This is a genomic window from Pengzhenrongella phosphoraccumulans, assembly GCF_045689905.1.
Taxonomy (GTDB): Bacteria; Actinomycetota; Actinomycetes; order Actinomycetales; family Cellulomonadaceae; genus Pengzhenrongella; species Pengzhenrongella phosphoraccumulans.
In genome coordinates this window covers 3,857,904-3,876,608 of sequence record NZ_CP144210.1, presented here as the reverse complement: position 1 = coordinate 3,876,608, position 18,705 = coordinate 3,857,904, and the positions used below count along the sequence as shown (strand labels likewise).

Here is an 18,705-nt window from a genome sequence, read left to right as displayed (position 1 = left end):
CTTGGGGGCGGGCACCTTGGGGGCGGAGGTCTTCGGAGCCGCAGCCTTCGGAGCCGCAGCCTTCGGGGCCGGCGCGCGAGCGGGGCCGGACGACGACGGGCCGGACGGACGGCGGCCCGGGATGGGTCGCCCCGGCCGGCTCGGGGTCATCGCGGTGGACCCTGGCGCGTCGCCAGGGCCTCGAGCACCACCTGGGCCAGCTCGGTGACATCCCCCGCGCCGACGGTGAGCACCAGGTCGCCCGGCTCGGCGCGCTCGGCGATGCGCCGCGCGGCCGCCATCCGGTCGGGCACCAGCTCGGCCTTGCCCGGGGTCGCCACCTGGTCGGTGATCAGCGCGCTCGTGACCGTCGGGTCAGGGTCCTCGCGTGCGCCGTAGATGTCGGTGAGCACGACGGCGTCGGCCAGGTCGAGAGCGCGCGCGAACTGCGTCGCGAACGCGCGGGTGCGGGAGTACAGGTGCGGCTGGAAGAGCACCAGCACCCGGCCGCCGCGCGCCACCGGCCGCGCGGCGCGCAGCAGGGCGGCGACCTCGGTCGGGTGGTGGGCGTAGTCGTCGACGACACGAACCCCCGCGGCGCTCCCCCGCTCCTCGAACCGTCGACCCGTCCCGCGGAACGCGCCGAGGCCCGCCACGGCGACCTCCGGCTCGACCCCGACGAGCCGCGCGGCGATCCAGGCGGCCGCTGCGTCGAGCGCGTTGTGAGCGCCCGGCACCGCCAGGTGCAGGTCCAGCTCGAGCACGCCGTCGACCACGGCGACGCCGGCGCCGCGCAGCGCCGGGTGCGCGGTGCGCAGGCCGAAGGTAGATCCCGCACCCGCGGCCTGGTACCGCTCGACCACGACGTCGGCGTCGGGCGCCACGCCGTAGGTCAGCACCTGGGCGCCGCGAGCGGCGAGCGACGCGCGCGCGGCGGCGACGAGTCGGACCGCACCGGGGTCGTCGGCGCAGGCGACCAGGGCCCCGCCGGCCACGATCCGGGTGGCGAACTCCTCGAACGCCTGCTCGAAGGCCTCCCGGGTGCCGTAGTGGTCCAGGTGGTCGGGCTCGACGTTCGTCACCACGGCGATCGTGGGCGCGTAGGCGAGGAACGAGCCGTCGGACTCGTCGGCCTCAGCCACGAAGACGTCACCGACGCCGTCGTGCGCGCCGCCGAGCGGCCCGGGTGCGGGGTGGCTCCCGGGATCGACGGCAACGGGCAGCTCGAACAGCACGGTGCCCCCGATGGCGAACGACGGGTCGAGCCCGGCGGAGGCGAGCGCGACCGCGATCATCGCGGACGTGGTGGTCTTCCCGTGCGCCCCGGCGACGGCGATCGATCGCCGATCGGCCATGAGGGCAGCCAGCGCCTGGGACCGGTGCAGGACCCGCAGGCCGAGCACGCGGGCGTGGGCGAGCTCGGGGTTGGTCTCGCGGACGGCCGTCGACACCACGACCGTCTGCGCGCCGGCGACGTGGGCGGCGTCGTGACCCACCCAGATCGTGACCCCGGCGGTCCGGAGCCCCGCCAAGGCGGGCCCCTCGCGCGCGTCGGAACCGCTCACCTCGAGGCCGCGCGCCGCGAGCAGCGCGGCGATCGCGGACATCCCCGCGCCGCCGACGCCGATGAGATGGGTGCGCCCGAAGTCGGCCAGCGGCACCGTCGGGGCGCTCACTTCGACCCCCGTGCGGCACGTTCGGCGGCGCGTTCGACCAGGTCGGCGACGCGCGCTGCTCCGTCGCGCACCCCGACGGAGGCAGCCGCCCGTCCCATCGCGGCCAGGGCTGCCCCGTCGTGCAGCAGCGGCAGCACGTGCGCGCGCAGCCAGGCCGGGGTGAGGTCGGCGTCGTCGACGAGCAGGCCGCCGCCCGCCGCCACGACCGGGGCGGCGTTGAGCCGCTGCTCGCCGTTGCCGATCGGCAGCGGCACGTACACCGCGGGCAGGCCGAGCGCGGCGAGCTCGCTCACGGTGGCCGCGCCGGACCGGCACACGACGAGCGCGGCGACGGCGTAGGCCTGCTCCATCTCGGCCAGGTACTCGCGCACGTGGTAGTGCTCGCGGTCGGCGGCGTCGAGTTGCCCGACGACGTCGCGTACGGCCTCGGCCTTGCCCGCACCGGTCAGGTGGAGCACCTGCGCGCCGGCCGCGATCAGCTCGCCGGCGACGGCGGCGATCGCATCGTTGAGGTGGGCGGCGCCGAGGCTGCCGCCGGTGATGAGCACCACGGGACGCTCGGGTGCGAGCCCGAGCGTCGCGAGCGCCCGGTCTCGGGTACCGGTCGGATCGCCCGCACACTGGTCGACCAGGCCGGCCACGGCAGCGCGCAGCGGCATGCCGACCACCTGGGCGTGGGTCAGGCGCGTCCCGGGGAACGTCACGGCGACCTCCGCCGCCCAGCGGGCCCCGAGCCGGTTGGCCAGGCCCGGGCGCGCGTTCGCCTCGTGCACCACGACGGGGATCTTGCGGCTCCGGGCCGCGAGGTAGGCGGGCGTCGAGACGTACCCGCCGAAACCGATCACGACCTGCGCGTCGCCCGCGTCGATCGCCGCGCCGGCGGCGCGCACCGCGGCGCGCAGGCGGCCGGGCAGGCGGAACCAGTCGAGCGTCGGGCGTCGCGGCAGGGGCACCCGCGGCACGAGCGCGAGCGGGAGCCCGCGCGCGGGGACCAGCTCGGCCTCGAGCCCGGTCGCGGTGCCGAGCACCGTCAGCCGGGTGGCGCCGTCGCGCCGCTGCAGCTCCTCGGCGACCGCGAGCAACGGGTTCACGTGCCCGGCCGTCCCACCGCCGGCGAGCAGCACCGAGGTGAGCCGGAAGGTGCGGTCCTGCGCTCGGGGGGACACCGCGTCCGCCGCGGTCACCTCCGCGACGTCCCCGGACGGACCGAGCCCGGCCGCGCCTGCGCACCGGCACTGGGACCCGACCGGCCGATCACGGCGAGCGAGCGGCGCACGACCCCGGGACGCGCGGCCAAGGCCTCGGTCGCCCCCGGTTCCGCGCGCGCAAAGGAGATCACGATGCCGATTGCTGCCATGGACATGATGAGGGCGGATCCTCCGGCGGAGACGAGTGGGAGCGGGACGCCGATCACCGGGGCGAGCCCGATGACGACGGCGATGTTGATGAGAGCCTGGCCGATGAGCCAGAAGGCGATGCCGGCGGTCGTGATCTTGACGAACGGGTCCGGGTGCCGACGGATCACCCGGCTCATCGCCAGCGCGAGGAGCGTGAACAGCACCAGGACGAGCAGCGTGCCGACGAGGCCGAGCTCCTCACCGATGATCGCGAAGATGAAGTCGTTGTGCGCCTCGGGCAGGTAGGACCACTTCTCACGGCTCTGCCCGAGCCCCAGGCCCCACCACCCACCCGTGGCCAGGCCCCAGGTGCCGTGCAGGGTCTGGTAGCCACCGTCGGTCGGGTCGCAGGTGTTGCTCATCCAGCACGTGATCCGCGCGACCCGGTTGTTGCTGGTGGTGGCCAGGAACGCCACCCCGAGCGCCACGAACCCCCCGACCACGGCGAAGATCCGCAGGGGAACCCCGGCGATGAACATCGCGCCGGCGACCAGCAGCATGAGCACCATCGCGGTGCCGAGGTCCTGGCCGACCAGCACGAGCCCGACGAGCACCCCCGCGATCGGGAGCACCGGGATCACGGCGTGCTTCCACTCGTGCAGGAGGGGCTGCTTGCGGGCCAGCACGACGCCGAGCCAGAGCGCGAGGGCGACCTTGGCGGCCTCGGCGGGCTGGACGATCACCGGGCCGACGGCGAGCCAGTTGCGGTTGCCGTTCGCGGAGATCCCGAAGAAGACCACCATGAGCTGCAGGAAGGCCGCGGCCCCGAGCAGCGGCCAGCCGGCCCGCTTGTAGAACCGCAACGGGAGCCGGGACGCGATCCACAGCAGCGGCAGCCCGATCAGCGCGAAGCGGGCCTGCTTGGCGAACTCGGTGTACGCGGACTTGTCGGCGGCGAGCGACTCGACGCTCGAGCTGGACAGCACCATGACCAGACCGAGCACGACCAGGATCGCGGTCGCCCCGGTCAGCAGGTAGTAGCTCGTCACGACGCTGTTCCACTGGCCGAGCCGCGACCCGGGGGCGCGCGCGGTCTTCGCCTTCCGTTGTGGCGAGGTTGCTCGCACAGCCCTGATGGCGCGCGCCGGGCCGCTCTCCCGACGCATCCCGGCGGCCTGGGTCATCAGTGCACCGTGAGGGCGCGAGCAGCAGCAGCGAACGCGTCGCCCCGCTCGGCGTAGGACGTGAACTGATCCATCGAGGCGCACGCGGGGGCGAGCAGCACGGTGCCGCCCTGCCGGGCGAACCGGTGGGCCTGCTCCACGGCGCGAGTCATCACCGACCCAGTCTCGCCGGGATCGATGCAGACCACGGGAACCTCGGGCGCGTGTCGGGCGAGCGCCTCGCGCAGCGGCTGCTGGTCGACGCCGATCAGCACGACCGCGCGCAACCGGTCGCGCCGGGCCAGCACGAGCTCGTCGAAGGTGTTCCCCTTGGCGAGCCCGCCGGCCAGCCACACGACGGTGCCGGGCGAGAAGGCCGCCAGGGACGCGGCCGCGGCGTGCGCGTTGGTCGCCTTGGAGTCGTCGACGTACGGCACGCCGTCCACGGTGGCGACCGTCTGGATCCGGTGGGCTCCCGGCGCGAACGCCCGCAGGCCCGCCCGGACGGCGGACGGGTCGACGCCGTGCGCGAGCGCGAGCGCGGCCGCGGCCAGCGCGTCGGCCACCACGTGGGACGGCACGGAGCCGCACCGCGGGTCGACCGCGTCGGCGCTGCCGAGGTGCGCGAGGTCGTCGAGCGTCGCCAGCTCGATCGCGTGGGTGTGCCGAAGCGCGGCGAAGGCCCGGTCCACGAGCACGTCCTCGACGAGCCCGACCTGGCCGACGCCCGGGGTGCCGAGCGTGAACCCGACGGCCAGGGCGCCGTCGCGCACGTCGGCGTCGCGGACCAGCTGCTCGGTGAGCGGGTCGGCCGCGTTGTACACGCACGCGACCTGGGCCTGGGAGTAGACCCGCCCCTTGTCGTGCGTGTACGCCTCGAACGAGCCGTGCCAGTCGAGGTGGTCGGGTGCCACGTTGAGCACCGCCGCAGCCTGGGTCGACATCGTCCGGGTGAAGTGCAGCTGGAAGCTGGACAGCTCGACCGCGACGACGTCGAGGGTCGGGTCGGCGACGGCCGCCACGACGGGCACGCCCACGTTGCCGACGGCGAGCGCGTGCTCGCCCCCGGCGCGCAGGATCGACTCGAGCATGCCGACGCAGGTCGTCTTGCCGTTCGTGCCGGTGACCGCGAGCCAGGGGGCCGGTCCGGCGCCGTCCGGCCGCTGGGCCCGGAACCGCCAGGCGAGCTCGACCTCGCTCCACACCGGCAGGCCGCGCGCGACCGCCGCCGCGAGCAGCGGGTTCGACGGAGCCCAGCCGGGCGAGGCGACGACGAGGTCCGCGCGGTCCAACCGGCCCTCAGCGACGAAGGTGGCGGCGTCGGCGGCGTCGGCGTCCGGTTGGCGCGCGTCGACCGTCTCGACGACGGCGCCGCGCGCGGACAGAGCGACCACGGCCGCCCGCCCAGACATGCCCAGGCCGGCCACCACGACCCGTCGGCCGGTCAGATCAGTCGGGTCCTCGAACGGCTCGCGTTCGTTGGGCTGCATCAGCCGGCGACCCACTCGCCGTAGAACACGCCGACCCCGGCTGCGACGAACAGGCCCGCGATGAGCCAGAACCGAATCACGATCGTCACCTCGCCCCACCCCGACAGCTCGAAGTGATGATGCAGCGGTGCCATCTTGAAGACCCGTTTCCCGGTCATCTTGAAGAACCCGATCTGGATGACGTCGGACATGACGATCACGACGAAGAGCCCGCCGAGGATGGCGGCGAGGATCTCGGTCCGGGACAGGATCGACAGCCCCGCGAGCGCCCCGCCGAGCGCGAGCGACCCGGTGTCCCCCATGAAGATCTTGGCCGGGCTCGCGTTCCACCACAGGAACCCGAAGCAGGCACCGGTGATCGCCGCGGCGACCACCGCCAGCTCGAGCGGGTCACGCGTCTCGTAGCAGCGCGGACCGGCCGTGAGCAGCTTCTGGCAGGTCTGGTTCGACTGCCACACGCACACGATGACGTAGGCACCGAACACGACCAGCGACGCGCCGGTCGCCAGCCCGTCGAGCCCATCAGTGAGGTTGACGGCGTTCGACCAGGCCGTGATGAGGAAGTTCGCCCAGAGCACGAACAGGATCAGCCCGATGGTCAGGCCGGCGAAGGCCAGGTCGATCCCGGTGTCCCGGATGAACGAGATCCGCATGGACGCGGGCGTGCGGAAGTTCTCGTTCGGGAACTGCACCGCCGCGACCGCGAAGGTCACGCCGACGAGCCCCTGGCCGGCGATCTTCCAGCGCGCGCTCAGCCCGAGGCTGCGCTGGCGCGAGATCTTGATGTAGTCGTCGAGGAGGCCGACGATGCCGAGCCCGACCATGAGGAACAGCACGAGCAACGCGGAGGCGCTCGGGACGTTCCCGGTGAGCACGCTGCCCCCGGCCCACCCGAGCACGGTCGCCGCGATGATGACGACGCCGCCCATCGTCGGCGTGCCGCGCTTGGTGAAGTGCGCGGTCGGACCGTCCTGCCGGATGAACTGCCCGTACTGCTTGCGGACGAGGTAGCGGATGAACAGTGGCGTGCCCAGCAGCGCGAGCAGGAGGGAGAGGCCACCCGAGATCAGTACCGCCCTCATCGAACGGGCTCCCCGGGGAAGCTGGCCGCCGGGGCGTCCGGCGAGATCAGTCGGTCCCCGAGGCGCCACAGGCCCGAGCCGTAGGACGACTTGACCAGCACGACGTCACCGGGCCGGAGCTCCTGCTCCAGGTAGTCCCCCGCGGCGGTGACGTCGTCGGCGGTGGCGACCTCGTCCCCCCAGGAGCCCTCGAGGAGGGCGCCGTCGGCGATCGCGTGCGCCCCGGCGCCGACCACGACGGTCAGGGACACGTTCAGCCGCACGACCATCAGGCCGATCGCCTCGTGCTCGGTGCGCGACGTGTCGCCCAGCTCGAGCATCTCGCCCAGCACCGCCACGGACCGCCGGTCGCGCCCGGCGACGGTCGCGAGCGCCTTGAGCGCCGCGCGCATCGAGTCCGGGTTCGCGTTGTACGAGTCGTCGATCACGGTCACGCCGTCGGCGCGCTCCACGACGTGCATGCGGTGCGGGCTGAGCGCGTCGGCCGACGACAGCCGCTCGGCGACGTCGGCCAGGGACACCCCGAGGCGCAGAGCCACGGTCGCCGCGGCGAGGGCGTTGGAGATGTGGTGCTCCCCGACCAGCCGGAGCGCGACGGGCGCCTCGTGGCCACCCGAGCTCAGCGTGAACGAGGCCCGACCGGCCCGGTCGACCGTGGAGCCGGTGGCCCGGACGTCGGCTCCCACCGAGCTGCCGAAGGTGACGACGTCCCCGGGGGCGATCGCGGCCATCGCCGCCACGCGCGGGTCGTCGGCATTGAGGATGGCGGTGCCGAACGGGGCCAGGCCTGCGATGATCTCCGCCTTCGCCCGGCCGACGGCCTCGATCCCGCCGAACTCCCCGACGTGGGCGCTGCCCACGGCGAGCACGACGGCGATGTCGGGCGGTGCGATGCCTGTGAGGTAGGTCAGGTGCCCCATCCCGCTCGCGCCCATCTCGAGGACCAGGAAGCGCGTGCCCTCGTCGGCGCGCAGGATCGTCAGCGGCAGCCCGATCTCGTTGTTGAACGACGCGACCGGGGTGATCGTCTGACCGGTGGGGGTCAGCAGCTGCGCGAGCAGGTCTTTGGTGGTCGTCTTGCCGACCGAACCGGTCACGCCGACGACGCTCAGCGGGGTGTCCCCCGGCTCGTCGTCGGTCCGCAGCCGGACCAGGACGGCGGCCGCGAGCTCGCCGAGCGCGACCTCGACGTCGGCCACGATGACGCTCGGCACCGGTCCGTCGGGACCGGTCAGCTCGCGCGAGGCGAGCACGAGCACCGCACCCGCGGCGATCGCGGCGACGGCGTGGTCGTGCCCGTCGGAGTGCTCGCCCGGGAGCGCGACGAACAGCGAGCCGCGCGCGACCTCGCGCGAGTCCACGACGACCGGGCCGTGCACCATCAGCGCCGGTGCCACCGTCGCCGGGTACAGCCGACCTGAGGTCGCGGCGGCGACCTCGGCTGCGGTGAGCGCGATCACTCGGTCAACCCCGACGCCAGGGCCTCGCGCACGGCCGCTTTCAGCACGTCACGATCGTTGTACCGGTGGAAGACGCCGGCGATCTCCTGGGTCGGCTCGTGGCCCTTGCCCGTGATGATGATGGTGTCCTCGTCGTCGGCCAGTCTCAGGGCGAGGCGGATCGCCTCGTCGCGCGAGTTCGCCTCGAGGATGTCGACCCCGGACGGGCGCTCGGCCCGGGCCCCGGCGAGGATCTCCGCGCGGATCTGCGCGGGCACCTCGGAGCGGGGGTTCTCGTCGGTGACGATGAGCACATCCGCGAGGCGCGCGGCGGTGGCACCCATGATCGGGCGCTTGCCCATGTCGCGGTCGCCGTCGGACCCGAACACGATGAACAGCCGGCCCGGCGTGATGGGCCGGACCGCCTGGAGCGCGAGCTCGAGCGCGTCCGGCGTGTGGGCGTAGTCCACCAGGGCGAGCGGCCAGCCGTCGGTCCGCTCGATCACCCGCTCCATCCGGCCGGGGATCGCATGGGCCGAGCCGACGCCGGCGATCGCCTCGTCGAGCGTCACCCCCGCCCGCAGCGCGAGCACGATCGCGAGCGCGGCGTTCGAGACGTTCACCAGCCCGGGCAACGGGCTGAAGGCGGCGTGCAGGACGCCGTCGGGCCCGCGCAGGGTGAAGGTCGAGCCGACCCCGTCGAGGCCGATCGTCGCGGCGACGACGGCCCAGTCGGCGGTCTCGCCCTCGGGCGCGCCGACGTGGGTCGCGACGGACTCGACCGGGATCCGGGCCTGCGCCACGAGCCGGCGGCCCCACGCGTCATCGACGACGACGACGCCGCGGCGCGCCTGCTCGGGCGCGAACAGGCGCGCCTTGTCGGTGAAGTAGCCCTCCATGTCGCCATGGAAGTCGAGGTGGTCACGCTGCAGGTTGGTGAAGCCGACGACGTCGAAGGTGAGGCCGTGCACGCGCCCGAGCGCCAGCGCGTGGCTCGAGGCCTCGAGCGTCGCGGCCGTGGCGCCGCGCTCGGTGGCCAGCGCAAGGAGAGCGTGCAGCGCGGGAGCCTCGACCGTGGTCCGCGGGCTCTCGACCGCGTCCTCGCCGATCCGCAGCTCGACCGTGCCGAGCACGGCCGTGATGGCATGGGCGCGGCGCAGCGCGGCGTCCACGAAGTAGGTCGTGGTGGTCTTGCCGTTCGTGCCGGTCACGGCCACGGTCTCGAGGCCGTGCGCGGGCTGGCCGTAGACCCAGGCCGAGATGTCGCCGAGCAGGGCGCGCGGGTCGTCGGCCACCAGGACCGGCACCCCGAGCGGGGGCACCAGAGCGGCACACACGCGCGCACCGTCCGTGTCGGTGAGGATCGCGACGGCTCCCGCGGCCACGGCCCCGGCCGCATAGGTCGCGCCGTGGGCCTTGAGGCCGTGCAGTGCGACGAACAGGTCGCCGGGCTCGGTCGCCGAGCTGGCGACGGTGATGCCGGTGAACGTGACATCGGCGAGCGCGGAGGGTGCGGTGGAGGTCGCCAGGCGGACGGCGAACGCGCCGGTGAGGTCGGCGATCCCGTGGGTAGCTGGATGCGAAGGGCGCATTCGACCCAAGGGGGGTGTCATGGGGGTGAATCTACCGTGGACTGCCGCGGCCCCCGGTTGGCCGGTCACTCGTAGGAGATGGGGAAGAGGTCGGGCACGGAGCCGCTCGGTGCCACCTTGAGCATCTGGAGCGCGAAGCCGGCGACCTCGCTGAACACGGGTGCGGCCACCACCCCGCCCCACTCTGAGGTGCGCGGGTTGTTCATGACGACGCTGACGGCGATGGCCGGGTTGTCGGCCGGGGCGACGCCGATGAACGACGCCGTGATCCCGGTCGTCCCACCCAGACCCCAGGTCTGCGCCGTCCCCGTCTTGCCCGCGACACGGTAGCCGGGGATCGCTGCGGCTGATCCGGTGCCCTCGTCGACCGCGCTCTCCATCATCTTGAGCACGGTGGCGGCGGTCTCGGCCGACACGACCCTCGTGGCGGTCGCGGGGGCGGCTGCGACGGACGTGCCGTCGGCCCCCGTCGTCCCCTTGATGATGTGGGGCTGCATGCGCATGCCCCCGTTCGCGATGGTCGCGAAGACCTGGGTCGCCTGCAACGCGTTCACCGAGAGCCCCTGGCCGAACAGGACCGCGAACTTGGTGCGGCCGTCCCACTTGTCCGACGGGTGCAGGATCCCGGCTGACTCCCCCGCCAGCTCGACCCCGGTCCGGGTCCCGAAGCCGAACTTGGACAGGTAGTCGTACCGGACCTGCTGGGGGATGTTCTGCCCGATCATCACCGTGCCGGTGTTCGACGACTTGGCGAGCACGCCGGTGGTGGTCAGCTTGAGCAGCTCGTGGGGGTGCGAGTCCTTGAAGGTCTGGTTGTTCGCGGTCGTGTAGTGGTCCGGGACCTCCCAGCGGTCCAGCGGTGTGGCCACGCCGGTCTCGATCGCGGCGCACATCGTGATGACCTTGGCGGTCGAGCCGGGATCGAAGACGTTGGCCAGCGCTCGTGACCCGCGGGCATCGGCACTGGTCGCGCCCGGATCGTTGGGGTCGACCGTGCCCGAGTCCGCGATGGCGAGGATCTCCCCGGTCTTGACGGAGACCGCGATGACCGAGCCCGAGTCGGCCCCCGTGGCCGCGACGGCCTTGTCGAGCTCGTCCTGGGCCTTCCACTGCAGGTCCCGCAGGATCGTGAGCTGGACGTCCTGCCCGGCCACGGCGGGAACCTCCTCGCGCTTGCCGCCGGGGATCTCCTGCCCGCCGCGGCCGCGCTCGTACGTGTAGCGGCCGTCGGTTCCGGTGAGCGAGTCGTTCAGCGCGCTCTCGAGACCTTCCTGGCCGACGCCGTCGCGGTTGACGAAGCCGATGATGTTGCCGCCCACCGCGCGGGCGGGGTACACGCGCTGCGGGACCCGGTCACCGTTCACGCCGGTGATCGCGAGCTCACGCACGGCCCGCCAGACCTCGGGCAGCACGTCGCGCTTGATCACCACGTACCGCTTGTCGCCGGCGAGCTGGGCGCCGAGCTCGGCCGCGTCCATCCCGAGCGGCGCGGCAAGCTCGGCCGCGGCACCCGCGGCTCCCTCGGCCTGCACGGATCCGTTAGAGGTCCGCTTCCAGTCCGCGACCTCGGTCTGGTCGACCCAGATGGTGTAGCGCTCGACCGAGGTGGCGAGCACGACGCCGTTCGCGTCGGTGATCTCGCCGCGGGCGGCGGGCAGCCGCGCGGTGGACATGCGTTCGCTCAGCGCCTCGGCGGCCACCGCCTGCCCGCGCAGCCCCTGGACGTAGACCAGGCGACCGGCGAAGACCACGAGCACCACGAGCACGAACACGAGCAGCGCGTTGTGCCGCTGCTCGGGCCGGGCCGCGCGGCTCGGGGCGAGGACGGTCTCCCGCGGACGCCGGACGACGACCCGGGCCGCGTCGGACCGCAGCGTGCGCACCGCGCGTGGCTGGGCAGAGCCGGGCTGGACCGCACGCCGTGCGCGCGGGCGAGGTGCCGGTTGACCGGCACCCGTGGGGACCGGCCCGGTCATCCCCCGGCCCCGGCGGGGGTCGGGGAGCCGAGCACCGCGCCGTCGGACAGCCGAAGGAAGGCCAGCTCGGGCACGGGGACCATGCCGAGTGCCCGCGCCGAGGCGGCCAGCGCTCCGGGAGCCTTGTGCGCGAGGAGCTGGGACGTGAGCTCCTGCTGGGTGCGGGCCTCCTGGGCGAGCTTGATCTGCAGGTCGTGGGCCTGGTACGCGCCGCGGGCCATCGACGTGTTGAGCACGAGCGCACCGAGGAGCGCACCCACCAGGATGGCGATGCACAGCAGGACGAACGGCACCCGCGTGCGTGCGTGCGACGGTGCCCGCACGATGCGCAGGCGCGGCGCCTCAGATCGTGCGCGCTCGGGGACGAGGGCGGGCTCGAACGACCGCTGGCCGGGCGAGTAGGACTGCGGAAGGGCGCTCATGAGGACCTCCCCAGAAGGTGGGCGGGCGTGGGACGAAGGCGTTGCGCGGCGCGGAGGCGGACCGACTGAGACCGGGGGTTCGACTCCCGCTCCTCGGCCGAGGCCTCTTCCGCACCGCGGGTGAGCAGCTTGAGGTAGGGCTTGTGCGTCTCGGGCTCGACCGGGAGCCCGAGCGGTGCACTCGACTGCGCCCCAGCCGCGAACGCCCGCTTCACGAGCCGGTCCTCGAGCGAGTGGTAGGCCTCGACGACGATGCGGCCCCCGACCTCGAGTACCTCGATCGACTCGGGCAGGGCCCGCTCGAGGGACTCGAGCTCGCCGTTGACCTCGATGCGCAGGGCCTGGAACGTCCGCTTGCCGGGATGCCCCCCGGTCTTGCGGGTCACCGCGGGGATGCTCGCGCGCAGCAGGGACACGAGCTCGCCGGTGCGCGCGATCGGGGCACGCTCGCGCGCCGCCACCACGTTCTTCGCGATGCGGTGGGCGAACCGTTCCTCGCCGTAGTCACGCAGGATCCGGACCAGATCGGCCTCGGCGTAGGTGTTCAGGACGTCGGCGGCCGTCAGCGACGTGGTCGGGTCCATCCGCATGTCGAGCGGGGCGTCGTGCGCGTAGGAGAACCCGCGCTCGGCCTCGTCGAGCTGGAGCGAGGAGACCCCGAGATCCATCAGGACCCCCTGCACGGCGGGCAGGCCGAGCTGCCGGTGCACGACGTCACCGATCTCGTCGTAGACCGCGTGCACCGCGGTGAACCGGTCACCGAAGCGGGCGAGCCGGCGTCCCGCCAGCTCGAGGGCCTGCGGGTCCCGGTCGAGACCGATCACCCGGACCCCGCCGAACGCCTCGAGCACCGCCTCGGTGTGGCCCCCCATGCCGAGCGTGGAGTCGACCATCACCGCACCCGGCACGTCGAGGACCGGAGCGAGGAGCTCCACGCAGCGCGCGAGCATGACCGGCGTGTGCCGGTCAGAGGTCTCACGCGGTTCGGTCATCGGTCGTCCTTCGTGGATTGGGTGGTGCGGGTGGGGCTTGTACCTGGTGCACGTTGTTGGCCGGACGACCCCTCCGCCGTCCGACCAGGTCCCCCACCGACCTTCTGGCACCGGGGAAGTGCGCCAGAGCGGGCGGGAGGAGACCTCACCGGGCGGTGCGAGGAACGCGCCGCGAAAAGCTCAGAGGGTCCGGTTGGACGACACCCCCTCGGATGCGTCCGCGTAGTTGCCTTCCTCCGCGGCGAGGTAGGACTCCCAGGTTGCGAGGTCCCAGATCTCCACCCGGCGGCCGACACCGATCACGGCCACGTCGCGGTCGAGGCCGGCATACACGCGCAGCGGCGCCGGGATCGAGATCCGGCCCTGCTTGTCAGGAAGCTCATCGGTGGCACCGGAGAGGAACACGCGCGAGTAGTTCCGCGCCTGCTTGTCGGTGACCGACGACTCGCCGATCGTGTCGTGCATCCGACGAAACTCCTCAAACGGCAGCACATACAGGCAGTGCTCCTGCCCGCGGGTCATGACGAACCCCGGAGCGAGCTGGCCCCGGAACTTGGCGGGAAGGATCAGGCGCCCTTTGTCGTCCAGCCGGGGCGTGTAAGTGCCCAGAAAGGTCGGTTGTCCGCCGCCGAGGAAGTCGCTCACCTGAGCCGACCTCCCCTCGCCGTCCATCCCTCACCAAGTGCCTCCACAATACTCCACTTCCCTCCACCGTCAACGGATCAGCAGCCCGATTCACCCGACTAGCGGTACGTCGGTGCAGGTGAAAGAGGTGGCTCAAAGTGGAGGGGTTTTGAGCCGAACTGGCCCCCGGATCGGACCAAAGGGATCCCGACTCGCAATCCGCCACGTGCGCGCCCACCCATTTCGCCCAAATGGCTCGTCGCAGCCACCAGCCCCGCCTGATTCGGGGCTGGTGGCGGGCCCGGTGGAGGAAGGTGGAGGACGGGCCAGGCGAAGCGATTACCCCCGCAAGTGGCGTCGCCCGGCGGTACCTCGTCGCCTAGGCTCGGGTCAGTCCGCCAAAGGAGTCGACATGCTTCAGGCTGTACCCACCTCCACCGAGCTCGACGAGCTCGTGGAGACCGCTGAAAAGATCCGGGCCGGGATCGAACAGGTCATCAGCGGCCGCGCGGAGCTGGTCCGTCTCACGGTCGCCGTCCTCCTCGGCGAGGGCCACCTGCTCCTCGAGGACGTGCCCGGGGTCGGCAAGACCACGCTGGCCAAGGCCCTCGCTCGCAGCATCGACTGCACGGTCGGCCGGATCCAGTTCACCCCCGACCTGCTGCCCAGCGACCTCACGGGCGTCAACATCTTCCGGGCCCAGACCCACGAGTTCGAGTTCCGGCCCGGACCGGTGTTCGCCAACATCGTGATCGGCGACGAGATCAACCGCGCCTCCCCCAAGACGCAGTCGGCGCTCCTCGAGTGCATGCAGGAGGCCCAGGCGACGATCGACGGCATCACCTATCCGCTGCCGCGACCGTTCCTCGTGATCGCCACCCAGAACCCGATCGAGATGGAGGGCACCTATCCGCTCCCGGAGGCACAGCGGGACCGGTTCATGGCGCGACTCACGGTCGGCTACCCGGATCGCGACGCCGAGCTGGACATGCTCGACCGGCAGGAGGTGGCCGACCCGCTCGTCGACCTGCGCCCCGCGACCGACGCCGCGCACGTCGCACGCCTGATCGCCACGGCGCGGCGCCTGTACGCCTCGCCGGCCGTGAAGCGCTACATCGTCGACCTGGTCGGCGCGACCCGCGACGACAGCGGCCTGCGCCTGGGCGCCTCGCCCCGCGCTGCCATCCAGCTGCTGCGCGCGTCGAAGTCCCTCGCGGCCATGTCGGGCCGGGACCACGTCCTGCCCGACGACGTCCAGTCCCTCGCCGAGCCGGTCCTCGCGCACCGGCTGCTCCCGAGCACGGAGTCCCGGCTGGCCGGTCGGACGACGGTCGACGTGCTGCGCGCCGTCGTCGCCCGCACGGCCGTTCCGCCGGCCGAGGCCACCGCCCGAACCCGCCGCGCGACGGGCTGATCATCACGACGAACCTCGGGTCTGTGCGGCGACTGCGCTGGCCGACGCTGCCCTGGTTGCGCCCGACCGCGCGCGGCTGGGGGCTCGCGGGTGCGGGCAGCGCCGTGACGGCGCTCGGCATCGGCATCGGTTCGGCCGACCTCACCCGCCTCGGGCTGCTCGGACCGCTGGTCGTGCTGACCGGCGCCCTCTGGCTGCTGGCGGTCGATCCGACCGGCGGCCGCCACCCCCTGCGCGTGCACCGCTCGGCCCGGCCCAACCCGGTCTCGGTGGGCTCGCCCGCCACCGCTCGGGTCGAGATCCGCGCGTCCGACCTGTCCGGGCGCGCGCGTCTCGCCGAGCTGCACCTCGGCGAGCAGGCCGCCACCCAGCTCTCCGGTGGGCTGACCCTGCGGGCCCGCGTCGTTCGGGCGGCCGGCCAGATCACCCTCACCTACCCGATCCAGCCCACCCGCCGCGGTCGTTGGCCGCTCGGGCCGCTCGTCGTGCGCCGGACCGATCCGTTCGGCGTCGTACGGACCCGCGCGACGCTCGGGGAGCAGGCCGAGGTCGCCGTCTGGCCGGAGGTCGTCGAGCTGCCCCTGCCGCGCGGCTCGCTCGTGGGCGAGCCCGACCGGGTAGCCCTCGGCGCACGCACACCGTCGAGCGACGACGCCGCGCTGCGCGACTACCGCGTGGGCGACGACCTGCGCCGGGTTCACTGGGCCAGCTCGGCGCGACGCGGGGAGCTGCTCGTGCGCAGCGACGAGCGCGCCGGCCCGAGGCCCGCGAGCGTCCTCATCGACCTGCCGACCGATCGCCCCGGGATCGAGTGGACCATCTCGTTGGCGGCATCGATGGGGCTCGCGCTGCTCGAGGCCGGGCACCCCGTCCGTCTGCTCGGTGGGCGATCCGACGACGACGGGAGCACCATCGACTCCGCCGTGCGGCTGCACCACCTGCGCGACGGCTCAGCGGACACGGCCCGGATCGAGCTGTTGAACCTGACCGTGGACCTCGAACCGGCCCCGACCACCGTCGACGCGTCGAACGACCTGCTCGCGGTCGCGCGCGAGCTGACCGCTCCCGGCGGCGGCTCGGCGCTCGTGCTCGCGGTGATCGGGGCACTGGCGGCGCCCGCCCGCGACGCCTTCGCCCGCGTGAGCGACGTGAGCGAGGCCTTCGCCATCGTGCGCCTGCCCACCGCGGACGGCGCCGCCCGCCGCGAGGCCGAACGCACGCTCGACGACCTGCGACGCGCGGGTTGGCGAGCCGTCCCGGCGGCCGTGGGCGAGGGCGTCGGCGACTGCTGGCGCCGGTTGCTCGAGACCGACCGATGAGCGACGTCCCGCGCGGGCTGCGCACCTGGGTCGCGGGTGGGCTGTGCGCTCTCGCGGTGTCCGCCAGCGTGTACTCGCTCGCCCCCCTCATCCAGCCCGGTCGGTGGTTCACGGTCGCCGTCGCGAGCGTGACCGTCCTGGCCGCCCTCCTCGCCGGGGTCCGCGCCCTGACGCGGAGCTGGTGGGCGCCGACGCTCGTGGGGCTCGTCGCGACGGTCTTCGGGATCCTCGCGGCCTACGCGAGCCCGCCCGGACGCTTCCAGGCACTGCCCAACGGCGCCTCCCTTGGCCGCCTGGGCGACACGCTGCGCGCCGGGCTCGCGTACGTCGATGCTGCCCGTCCCCCGGCGCAGGAATCCCCCGAGCTCGAGCTGCTGGTGGTCGGCGGCGCGCTGCTCGTGCTCCTGCTCGTCGACCTCGTCGCGCTCGGGCTCGCGGCGCCGGCCTGGTCCGGCCTCGTGCTGCTCGCGCTCTGGCTCCCCGCGATCGCGCTCGAGAAGACCGTCAGCGTCTGGGCCTTCATCGGGACGGCCGCCGGCTACCTGGTGCTGCTCGCGCTGACGGCCGCACCGGCACCCGGGTCACGGGGCTCGCGAGGGCGACGGGACGCGAGCCGACGTACCGGTGCGGCCGTGGCGGGCGCCGCCACGGTGACGGTCGCCGCGATCGTGCTCGGCCCCGTCTCGGTGGCGGCGCCCGGCTTCGCGTCCATCCGCGTGCCGGACTTCGGGTCGGTGTCGGCGGGCTCACTGCGCCTCGCGCAGGACCTCGACCTGCGTGACAGCCTGGGCGCGCGGTCGAACGAGGTCGAGCTGACCTACCGCGCCGACCCGGTCACGGTCGGCCCGCTGCGCGTGTTCACGCTGCGAGACTTCGACGGGGAGAACTGGTCGCGCGACGACCGCCCGTCCTCGATCGCGGCGGACGACGCCCTGCTGTGGCCGGCGCGCGATCTCGCGAACCGTCCTGCGCAGGAGGCGAAGCCGATCGTGTCCGAGGTCACCGTACGGATCGCCGGGCTTCAGGAAGAACGACTGCCCGTGCCCGTCATGCCACGGACGGTCGACGCCCAGGACTGGACCTACGACGCCGAGCGCGACGAGGTCGTTCGCGGGAGCACCACCGGCCCCGGCCTCGAGTACTCGATCCGGACCGAGCTCCTCGACATCTCGGCGCAGACCCTGCGCGCCGCCCCCACGGACTTCCCCGCCGACCTCGACCAGTACCTCGCGGTACCGCAGACCTCACGGACGGGCGACGTCACCGCGACCGCCGCGGAGGTCACGGCCGGGCTCACCAACCACTACGACCAAGCTCTCGCACTGCAGAGCTACCTCCGCAACACCCAGAACTTCACCTACTCGACCGAGGTGCCCGCGGGCCAGAGCGACGACGCCGTCTGGGACTTCCTCGGGAGCAAGATCGGCTACTGCGTGCAGTTCGGGACCGCGATGACCGTGATGGCCCGCACGCTCGGGATCCCCGCCCGGCTCGCCGTCGGATTCCTGCCCGGCTCGCTGGCCGACAGCGGCGAACAGGTCGTCACCGGTCGGGACTCCCACGCGTGGCCCGAGCTCTACTTCCCCGACAGCGGCTGGATACGGTTCGAGCCCACGCCTGCCATCCAGTCCGGCGCCCCGCCCCGCTGGGCCGATCCGTTTGCCGGCGCGGGCGTAGCCCCGGTGCCCGAGCCGAACCCGCGCGCGCAGGGCGTCACTCCGAGCGCCTCGCCCACCGTCGCGCCGCAGGCGGCCGCGCCCACGGCAACGGCCCAGACGAGTCGTGGGCTCGCCATCGGCATCGGTTCACTGGTGACGGTGGTCGCCATCGGCCTGCTGACCTGGCTTGCCCGGCGCCGTCGGCCCGCGGGCACGAACGAACCCGGCTCGGAGGTGGCGTGGGGGCACCTGCGCACCCGTCTCGCGGCAGCGGGCATCACCTGGAGCGACGCCCGCACCCCACGCCAGGTCGTGGACCTCGTCACGGCGGAGCTGGAGCGCCGCAACGGCTCCGCGATGCGCACCGAGGCACAGGCCGCACTGCGTGACCTTGCCCTCGCCGTCGAGGACGTGCGCTACGCGCCGAACCCCCACGCCCGGGATCGCTCGGAGCTGGAGAACCTCGTCACGATCGTGCTGCGAGAGATCACCGCACCCGTGCCGGTCACGGTCCCCTCGAACTGAGCGGTCCGAACTGACGC

Annotated in this window: 14 protein-coding genes; 3 read left to right on the top strand and 11 right to left on the bottom strand. The window is 73.4% G+C overall.

All coding sequences use genetic code 11. The features are described 5' to 3' along the window. Nucleotides 1–146: 146 nt before the first annotated feature. The 11 genes from murC to mraZ form a co-directional block, all read right to left on the bottom strand. A complete protein-coding gene (gene murC / locus VTA80_RS17915; RefSeq protein ID WP_407342438.1) occupies nucleotides 147–1,655 on the bottom strand; it encodes a UDP-N-acetylmuramate--L-alanine ligase in 1,509 nt (502 codons plus the stop codon). Continuing rightward, nucleotides 1,652–2,839 carry an undecaprenyldiphospho-muramoylpentapeptide beta-N-acetylglucosaminyltransferase gene (gene murG, locus VTA80_RS17910; RefSeq protein WP_407342437.1) on the bottom strand — a complete coding sequence of 396 codons (1,188 nt, stop codon included), beginning with the start codon at nucleotides 2,837–2,839 and terminating at the stop codon, nucleotides 1,652–1,654. Before murG ends, murC begins: the two co-directional genes overlap by 4 nt. Then, nucleotides 2,836–4,176: a putative lipid II flippase FtsW gene (gene ftsW, locus VTA80_RS17905; RefSeq protein WP_407342436.1), complete on the bottom strand. Its 1,341-nt coding sequence runs from the start codon at nucleotides 4,174–4,176 to the stop codon at nucleotides 2,836–2,838. Before ftsW ends, murG begins: the two co-directional genes overlap by 4 nt. Continuing rightward, nucleotides 4,176–5,645 (bottom strand): UDP-N-acetylmuramoyl-L-alanine--D-glutamate ligase, encoded by a 1,470-nt coding sequence (gene murD, locus VTA80_RS17900; RefSeq protein ID WP_407342435.1) that lies wholly within the window; start codon nucleotides 5,643–5,645, stop codon nucleotides 4,176–4,178. The genes ftsW and murD overlap by 1 nt, the downstream gene beginning before the upstream one ends. Beyond that, nucleotides 5,645–6,727 (bottom strand): phospho-N-acetylmuramoyl-pentapeptide-transferase, encoded by a 1,083-nt coding sequence (mraY, locus tag VTA80_RS17895; RefSeq protein WP_407342434.1) that lies wholly within the window; start codon nucleotides 6,725–6,727, stop codon nucleotides 5,645–5,647. The genes murD and mraY overlap by 1 nt, the downstream gene beginning before the upstream one ends. Further along, nucleotides 6,724–8,187 (bottom strand): UDP-N-acetylmuramoyl-tripeptide--D-alanyl-D-alanine ligase, encoded by a 1,464-nt coding sequence (gene murF, locus VTA80_RS17890; protein ID WP_407342433.1) that lies wholly within the window; start codon nucleotides 8,185–8,187, stop codon nucleotides 6,724–6,726. The genes mraY and murF overlap by 4 nt, the downstream gene beginning before the upstream one ends. Then, a complete protein-coding gene (locus tag VTA80_RS17885; protein ID WP_407342432.1) occupies nucleotides 8,184–9,779 on the bottom strand; it encodes a UDP-N-acetylmuramoyl-L-alanyl-D-glutamate--2,6-diaminopimelate ligase in 1,596 nt (531 codons plus the stop codon). The genes murF and VTA80_RS17885 overlap by 4 nt, the downstream gene beginning before the upstream one ends. Before the next feature lie 44 nt (nucleotides 9,780–9,823). After that, nucleotides 9,824–11,641 (bottom strand): peptidoglycan D,D-transpeptidase FtsI family protein, encoded by a 1,818-nt coding sequence (locus VTA80_RS17880; RefSeq protein WP_407342431.1) that lies wholly within the window; start codon nucleotides 11,639–11,641, stop codon nucleotides 9,824–9,826. 89 nt (nucleotides 11,642–11,730) lie between these two features. Then, complete coding sequence (locus VTA80_RS17875) at nucleotides 11,731–12,156, bottom strand: hypothetical protein (RefSeq protein ID WP_407342430.1); 426 nt, start codon at nucleotides 12,154–12,156, stop codon at nucleotides 11,731–11,733. After that, nucleotides 12,153–13,148, bottom strand: a complete 996-nt coding sequence (rsmH, locus tag VTA80_RS17870; RefSeq protein ID WP_407342429.1) for a 16S rRNA (cytosine(1402)-N(4))-methyltransferase RsmH — start codon at nucleotides 13,146–13,148, stop codon at nucleotides 12,153–12,155. Before rsmH ends, VTA80_RS17875 begins: the two co-directional genes overlap by 4 nt. Before the next feature lie 180 nt (nucleotides 13,149–13,328). Further along, nucleotides 13,329–13,820, bottom strand: a complete 492-nt coding sequence (gene mraZ / locus VTA80_RS17865) for a division/cell wall cluster transcriptional repressor MraZ (RefSeq protein ID WP_407342428.1) — start codon at nucleotides 13,818–13,820, stop codon at nucleotides 13,329–13,331. 364 nt (nucleotides 13,821–14,184) lie between these two features. Between mraZ and VTA80_RS17860 the strand changes: the two genes are divergently transcribed. Genes VTA80_RS17860 through VTA80_RS17850 form a run of 3 tightly spaced genes read left to right on the top strand, consistent with a single transcriptional unit; the run spans nucleotide 14,185 to nucleotide 18,688 of the window. After that, the gene (locus VTA80_RS17860; RefSeq protein ID WP_407342427.1) at nucleotides 14,185–15,186 is read left to right on the top strand and encodes an AAA family ATPase; all 1,002 of its coding nucleotides are present in this window, start codon (nucleotides 14,185–14,187) and stop codon (nucleotides 15,184–15,186) included. 23 nt (nucleotides 15,187–15,209) lie between these two features. Continuing rightward, nucleotides 15,210–16,505, top strand: a complete 1,296-nt coding sequence (locus tag VTA80_RS17855; protein WP_407342426.1) for a DUF58 domain-containing protein — start codon at nucleotides 15,210–15,212, stop codon at nucleotides 16,503–16,505. Further along, a complete protein-coding gene (locus VTA80_RS17850) occupies nucleotides 16,502–18,688 on the top strand; it encodes a transglutaminaseTgpA domain-containing protein (protein ID WP_407342425.1) in 2,187 nt (728 codons plus the stop codon). Before VTA80_RS17855 ends, VTA80_RS17850 begins: the two co-directional genes overlap by 4 nt. Nucleotides 18,689–18,705: the final 17 nt, after the last annotated feature.